We start from the raw sequence: 7,149 nt of genomic DNA on the forward strand, positions 1-7,149 counted from the left end.
GCCCGGCGGCCGTCGAACACGGCGGGCCGGGGTCAGCTCCGCGAGGTACAGGTCCACCGTCTGGAGCGGGCCCCCCGCGGGTGCGCCGCGGATCGCCGGATCGCCGGATCGCCGGATCGCCGCAGGAGTGTGCACAGCCGCAGCGGCAGCGGGCCCCGAGGGAGCAGTCGCCGCCGTCAGCCGACGTTGACCGGGGCGCCCAGGTAGTTCCGCCACAGCTCGGCGTAGTGCCCGCCCCTGGCCACCAGGTCGCGGTGGGTGCCGTCCTCCACGATCCGGCCGCGGTCGAGGACGACAACGCGGTCGGCGCGGGCGGCGGTGGTGAGGCGGTGCGCCACCACCAGGGTGGTGCGGCGGACCGCGAGGCGGTCGGTCGCCTCGTTGACCAGGGCCTCGGTGGCGAGGTCGAGCGCGGCGGTGGCCTCGTCCAGCAGCAGGATGTCCGGCCCGACGAGCTCGGCGCGTGCCAGCGCGAGCAGCTGCCGCTGGCCCGCGGAGAGGTTGCGGCCGCGCTCGGCGACCTGGTGGAGGTAGCCGCCGGGCAGCGTGGCGATCATGGCGTGCGCGCCGACCGCACGGGCCGCGGCCTCGACTTCCGCGTCGGAGGCCTCCGGCCGCCCGTAGGCGATCGCGTCGCGGACCGCCCCGGCGAACAGGTACGGCTCCTGCGGGACGACGCCCAGCCGCCGCCGGTAGGCGGCGGGGTCCAGCTCGCGGAGGTCGACGCCGTCGGCCAGCACCGTTCCCTCGGTCGGGTCGTAGAAGCGGGCGGCGAGCTTGACCAGGGTCGACTTGCCGGCGCCGGTCTGGCCGACGAAGGCCACGGTCTGCCCCGGCTCGATCCGCAGGTCCACCCCGGACAGCGCCTCCTCGGTGGTGGTGCCGTCCTCCGCGACGTACCGGAAGTGAACGTCGCGGAACTCCAGCTCGCCGCGGAGCGCCCCCACCGGGCGCGGCTCGGCGGGATCGGGGGTGCTGGTGCGCTCCGCGAGCAGCTCCTGGATGCGGCGCAGCGCCACGGCGGCCTGCTGGTAGCCGTCGAAGACCTGCGAGAGCTGCTGCACCGGGGCGAAGAACAGCTCGATGTACAGCAGGTAGGCCACCAGCGCGCCGGCGGTGAGGGTGCCGGCGGCGACCCGGGCGGAGCCGGACCACAGCACGCCGGCGGTGGCGAGGGTGGCGAGGAGCTGGACGAAGGGGAAGTAGATCGAGATCAGCCACTGGCCGCGCACCCGCGCCTGCCGGTAGCCGTCGGAGCGGGCGGTGAAGCGGGCGACGGCGTCGGACTGCCGGCCGAAGGCCTGCACCATGCGCAGCCCGGAGACGTGCTCCTGGAGGTCGGCGTTGACGCCGCTGACCCGCTCCCGGGCCAGCTCGTAGGCGCGGGTCGAGGCCCGGCGGAACCAGTAGGTGCTGAGCACGAGCGGCACGAGCGTGGCGAGGACGACGAGCGCGAGCTCGGCGTCGATGACGACGAGCGCGCCCATGATGCCGAAGAAGGTCATCAGCGCGACCAGCGCCTGCACCAGCCCGGTCTGGAGGAAGCTGGTCAGGGAGTCGACGTCGGTGGTCATCCGGGTCATGACCTTGCCGGCCATGTTGCGCTCGTAGTAGTCGAGGCCGAGCCGCTGGAGCTGCGAGAAGATCTTGATCCGCAGCGCGTAGAGGGCCCGTTCGCCGGTGCGCCCGACCACCAGCAGGCCGCCCATCTGTGCCACCCACTGGATCAGCACCACACCGAGAGCCAGTGCGGAGGCGGCCCAGACAGCGCTGAGCGCGCCGCGGGAGACGCCGTCGTCGACGCCGTGGCGGATCAGGACGGGCACCAGCAGCGCGGCGAGGGCGTCGATGACGACGAGCACCAGGGCCAGGGTCATCGGCCGGCCGAGACCGGCGAGGAGCCGGCGCAGCCCGTAGCCGCCGTGCTCGGGTGCGGCGGCGCGCTTCTCGTCGATCTCCGGGGTGTCGTCGGCCGGGGGCAGCGCCGCTACGCGGGCGAGCAGTTCCGGGGTGGCGGAGGCGCCCGCCACGGCGGCGGAGAACCCGCCGGGGCCGGCGGCCGGGGGGAGGGCGCCCGGCGCGCCGTCGTCGCCCTCGGGGCGGGTCCACAGCTCCGGCGTGGTCCCGTCGGCCGACGGCGGTGCCTCGGCCGCGGGCTCCGCCTCGCCGTCGAGCCCCGTCCCGGGGCGGGCGTGCTCCGGGTGGTGCTCGTCGGTCTCGGCGAGGAGCCGCCGGTACAGCGCGCAGCGGCCCAGCAGCTCGGCGTGGGTGCCGCTGTCGACCAGGCGGCCGGCGTCGAGGACGGCGACGCGGTCGGCGAGCATCAGGGTGGAGCGGCGGTGGGCGATCAGCAGGGTGGTGCGGCCCGCCATGACGCGGCGCAGCGCCTCGTGGATCTCGTGCTCGACGCGGGCGTCGACCGCGGAGGTGGCGTCGTCCAGGACGAGCAGCCGGGGGTCGGTGAGGATGGCGCGGGCCAGCGCGACGCGCTGCCGCTGCCCGCCGGAGAGCGTCAGCCCCTGCTCTCCGACGAGGGTCGCGTACCCCTCGGGGAGGGCGGAGACGAAGCCGTCGGCCTGGGCGGCGCGTGCCGCGGCGCGGATCTCCTCGTCGGTGGCGTCGGGGCGGCCGTAGGCGAGGTTGTCCCGGATGGTCCCGGTGAAGAGGAAGCTGTTCTCCGGGACGATGCCGATCGCGGAGCGCAGGGAGTCGTAGGTCAGCTCGCGGACGTCGTGGCCGCCGACGCGGACCGTACCGGCGTCGGGGTCGTAGGAGCGCGGGAGCAGCTGCGCGATGGTGGACTTGCCGCTGCCGGAGGTGCCGACGACGGCCAGGGTCTCGCCGGGTTCGATGCGCAGCGACAGGTCGCGCAGGACGGGGTTGCCCTCGGTGTAGCCGAAGGTCACGCCGTCGAGTTCGACGGTGGCGTCGGCGTCGGCGGGGAGGTCGCTGGCGTCGGGCGCCTCGGTGATGGCGGGGCGGGTGTCGATCAGTTCCAGGATGCGTTCCGCACCGGCGCGGGCCTGCTGGCCGACGGTGATGATGACGGTGAGCATCCGGACCGGGCCGACCAGCATGGCGAGGTAGGCGGAGAACGCGACGAAGGTGCCGAGGGTGATGTCGCCGCGGGTGGCGAGCCAGCCGCCGAGGGCGAGCATCGCGACCTGGCCCAGCGCGGGCACGGCCTGGAGGGCGGGGAGGTAGCGGGCGCTGAGCCGGACGCCGCGTACCCGGGCGGCGAAGAGCCGGTGGCCGGCGGCGCGGAGTTTGCCGGTCTCCTGGTCCTCCTGGCCGAAGCCCTTGACGACGCGGACGCCGCCGACGGCTCCGTCGACCACGCCGGCGACGGCGCCGGCCTGGCCCTGGGCGTACCAGGTCGCGGGGAACAGCTTGTCGCGGCTGCGGAGGGCGATGAACCACACGGCGGGCGCCACGGCGAGGGCGACGAGCGTCAGCAGCGGGGAGAGGACCACCATCACGGTGAGGGCGACGGCGAACAGCATGAAGTTGCCGATGGTCATCGGCAGCATGAAGAGCAGGCCCTGGACCAGTTGCAGGTCGCTGGTGGCGCGGCCGACGACCTGGCCGGTGGAGAGTTCGTCCTGGCGGCGGCCGTCGAGGCGGGTGAGCGCGCGGAACATGTCGGTGCGGAGGTCGTGCTGGACGTCGAGTCCGAGGCGTCCGCCGTAGAACCGGCGCAGGAAGGTGAGGACGTAGATGACGACGGCCGAGCCGAGGAGCGCGGCGAGCCAGATCGCCAGCCCGTCGCCGCCGCCGACGATCACGTCGTCGATGATCACCTTGATGAAGAGCGGGGTGAGCGCCATCACGCCCATGCCGGCCAGCGAGGAGACGAGGGCTATCAGCACGTTGCGGCGGTAGCGCCAGCTGTAGGCGGCGAGGCGGCGCACCCATCCGGTGCTGCCGTCCTGCGTCGTCCCCGTCTCACTCGCGCTCACGCGTCGTGCCTCCCGGTCTGCGTCTGGTGGTGCGGGGACGGCCGTGGTGGAGCGCTCCCGTCAGGCGATCAACGCTACCGGTGGGGTCTCTCATTCCCCGGGGCGCGCACGGTGCGGAAGGGGCGCGGGGTGGGGACGTGCGGTGGCGGCGCGTGCGCCGGTGGTGAGGTGCCGCCCCGGGGCTGCGGGGCGCGGTCGCAGGGCGGCGGCGCGGTGCCGGACGACGCGTCCGGGCCCCCGGCGCGCGGGGCGGCCGGGGGCGGGGAGGGCGGCTCAGCGGCAGAGGGCGAGGACGTCGTCCTCGAAGGTGGGGAACTCGGCGTCGGCCGCGGCGATCACCTCGGCGGCGGGTCGGCGGTCACCCGAGGTGAAGTCCTGTGCGAGGTCCACCAGTTCGGGGTTGGGCAGGGATTCCCGTTCGGGGTCGGTGGCGGCCTCGTAGGGTCCGGAGCCGTCGGCGAGGACCCAGAGGAAGCCCGCGAGGTCCGGGGCCACGACGCCGAGTTCCCCCTCGGAGCCGAGGAAGACCACGGGTTGCTCGGCCGGCGGCCGGCCCTCGCGCACCAGCCAGAACGCGGCGTGGCCGCCGGTCCCGTCCTGGCCGAAGACGAGGTAGGCGTCGCCCGTCACCTCGGCGTTGCCGGTCCAGGCGCGGAACCAGTCCGTGGTCTCGTCGGCCGGGAGGAAGTCCGTGTAGGGCTCGAAGTCGATCTGGCCGTCCTCGCCGAAGGGGAACTCGATCTCGGCGACGGCGTCGAGGGCCGCCGGGAAACGGCGGTCGTCGGTGCTGCTCATGTGCCCCAGGCTAACGACCCTTTCGGGCGTCCCGCACGGGGCCTCTCCCCTCGGGGGCGCGCGGGGAGACGCCCGGGCGGGGCGGTCGCGGGGCGCAGTGTTCACCTTGCCGGTGGCCTGCCTTCAGCGGGAGGTCAGCCCGACTGAGCCCGGGTCCGGGAGGCTCCCTCCGGCGATGCCCCGGACGGGGCGTGGCGCAGCTCTCAGCACACGACCGGCGGCGGCCCAGCGGCCCCGCGCATTCCACGTGAGAGGCGGGACGTCATGGGAAGCAGGCAGGGGCCGGAGGACGGTCGGGCCGAGCACGGCCGCGAGGAGGCGGCGACCGGCGAGGGCGGACGTCCCACCGGGGGCGTCAGCCGCCGGTCGCTGATGGTGGCGGGCGGCACCGGCGTGGCGACGGCGGTGGTGGTGGGCCTGGGCGCCGACACGGCCCTGGCCGCCCCAGCGCCCGGCCCGGCGCAGGCCGCCGCCGCGACGCCGCGCCGCGCGGGCGCGCTCTCGGCGCGCGACCCGCACGCCGGGGCGCTGCGCACCGGTCGCGGAATCCGCGGCCGGCAGACCCCGGTGGTGCGCATCCTGCCGCTGGACAACGCCAAGTTCCTCGCGGGCGCCCGGTTCGACCTGCGCGTCGAGGTCAGCGGGGTCGACGCCCGCAACGCCCGGGTGGAGATCTCCCTGCGCGGGCCGGACGGTCCGGCGCCGCTGCTGAAGGGGGAGCAGCGGTCGACGCCGGCCGCGGACACCCTGGCGGTGACCTACCGGGGCATCGCGTACCCGCGGGCCGGCACCTTCACGGTCCGTGCGCGGGTCACCGGCGGCGGGCCCAAGGCGGAGGCGACCGTCGTCCACGAGGTCGTCACGGTCGGCGACCGCGGCAAGGGCAAGGGGAAGGGCAAGGGCGGCGGCAAGGCCCGCGCGAAGAACGTCGTCTTCTTCCTCGGGGACGGCATGGGCACCCCCGCGGTGACCGCCGCCCGACTGCTCTCCAAGGGCATCACCGAGGGCAAGTACAACGGGCTGCTGGAGATGGACACCATGGAGTACCGGGGGCTGGTCTCCACCTCGGGCGCCGACTCCATCGTCACCGACTCCGCCAACTCCATGTCGGCGTACATGACCGGCCACAAGTCGTCGGTCAACGCGATGGGGGTGTACGAGGGCAGCTCCGAGGACCCCGACGACCATCCGCGGGTGGAGAACATCACCGAGCTGCTGAAGCGGACCCGGGGGATGTCGGTCGGCGTCGTCACCACCGCCGAGGTGCAGGACGCCACCCCGGCGGCCGTCTGGGCGCACACCCGGCGGCGCTCGGAGTACCTGGCGATCATGGACCAGTCGCTGGAGGACGGGCAGCGCCCCGACGTGCTGATGGGCGGCGGGCTGGCCTCGTTCCTGCCGCGCTCGGCGGAGGGCTCCCGGCGGGACGACGACCGCGACCTGGTGCGGGAGTACGAGCGGCTCGGGTACACGCACGTCTCCACGGCGCGGGAGCTCAAGCGGGTCGCCAAGGGGCGCAAGGCGCCCCGCAACGTCCTCGGGCTCTTCCACACCGGCAACCTCGACGTCTACCTCGACCGCCGCCACACCAAGGACCCCGGCCGGCTGGGCCGGTGGAACGACCAGCCCACGCTGATGGAGATGACCGAGGTCGCGCTGCGGTCGCTGGAGCAGAACGACGACGGCTTCTTCCTGGTGGTGGAGGGCGCCTCCATCGACAAGATGGAGCACCCGCTGGACGGCCCCCGCGCCGCCTACGACACCATCGAGTTCGACCAGGCGCTGGGCGTGGTCAAGCGCTGGGCGGCGGACCGGGACGACACGCTGATCGTGGTCACCGCCGACCACAACCACTCGATGTCGATCGTGGGCACCCACGACCGCCGGGAGACGGCGGGCCGGGCCGCCAACGGCGTCTACGGCGACGCCGGGTTCCCGACCTACCGCGACAGCAACGGCGACGGGTTCCCGGACGACCCGGACCCCGACGTCCAGCTGTTCTTCGGCTGGTCCAACCACCCGGACCACACCGACGACTTCCGCCACAACCCCGTCTTCTCGCAGCCGGCGCTGGCCGACCGGGACACCGGCGAGGCGGTGCCCAACCCGGAGCGCGACGGCGAGGCGGAGCTCCAGGTCGGCAATCTGCCGCCGGACCAGACCAACTGCGTGCACACCGTCGAGGACGTGTCGGTCTTCGCGTCGGGCGTGGGCGCGGAGCGGTTCAACGCCTTCCAGGACAACACCGAGCTGTTCTTCCACATGATGCACGCCCTGGCACTGGACCCCGTCCGGGAGGGCTGAGCACCGGCCCGGCCCGCCGGCCGGCCGCCGATCGCGGCGGTCGGCGGGGCGCCGGTACGGACACCGCCGGGGGACGGGCACTCCCCCGGCG

At 74.6% G+C, this 7,149-nt stretch carries 3 protein-coding genes; 1 reads left to right on the forward strand and 2 read right to left on the reverse strand.

The window, feature by feature from the left end; translation table 11 throughout:
- Nucleotides 1-176: 176 nt before the first annotated feature.
- Nucleotides 177-3,959, reverse strand: coding sequence for an ABC transporter ATP-binding protein (locus HCN56_RS22070; protein ID WP_167973858.1), 3,783 nt, complete (start codon nt 3,957-3,959; stop codon nt 177-179).
- A gap of 273 nt (nt 3,960-4,232) precedes the next feature.
- The gene (locus HCN56_RS22075) at nt 4,233-4,754 is read right to left on the reverse strand and encodes an SMI1/KNR4 family protein (RefSeq protein WP_167973860.1); all 522 of its coding nucleotides are present in this window, start codon (nt 4,752-4,754) and stop codon (nt 4,233-4,235) included.
- 264 nt (nt 4,755-5,018) lie between these two features.
- On the opposite strand from HCN56_RS22075, the gene HCN56_RS22080 reads away from it, so the two are divergent.
- Nucleotides 5,019-7,058, forward strand: coding sequence for an alkaline phosphatase (locus HCN56_RS22080; protein ID WP_167973862.1), 2,040 nt, complete (start codon nt 5,019-5,021; stop codon nt 7,056-7,058).
- Nucleotides 7,059-7,149: the final 91 nt, after the last annotated feature.

The sequence above is a fragment of the Streptomyces lonarensis genome (assembly GCF_012033735.1).
In the GTDB taxonomy this organism is placed as follows: domain Bacteria; phylum Actinomycetota; class Actinomycetes; order Streptomycetales; family Streptomycetaceae; genus Streptomyces; species Streptomyces lonarensis.

Coding starts and splice junctions, on each gene's coding strand:
- HCN56_RS22075 (WP_167973860.1), bottom strand. CDS start 4,754: ATGAGCAGCACCGACGACCGCCGTTTCCCGGCGGCCCTCGACGCCGTC.
- HCN56_RS22080 (WP_167973862.1), top strand. CDS start 5,019: ATGGGAAGCAGGCAGGGGCCGGAGGACGGTCGGGCCGAGCACGGCCGC.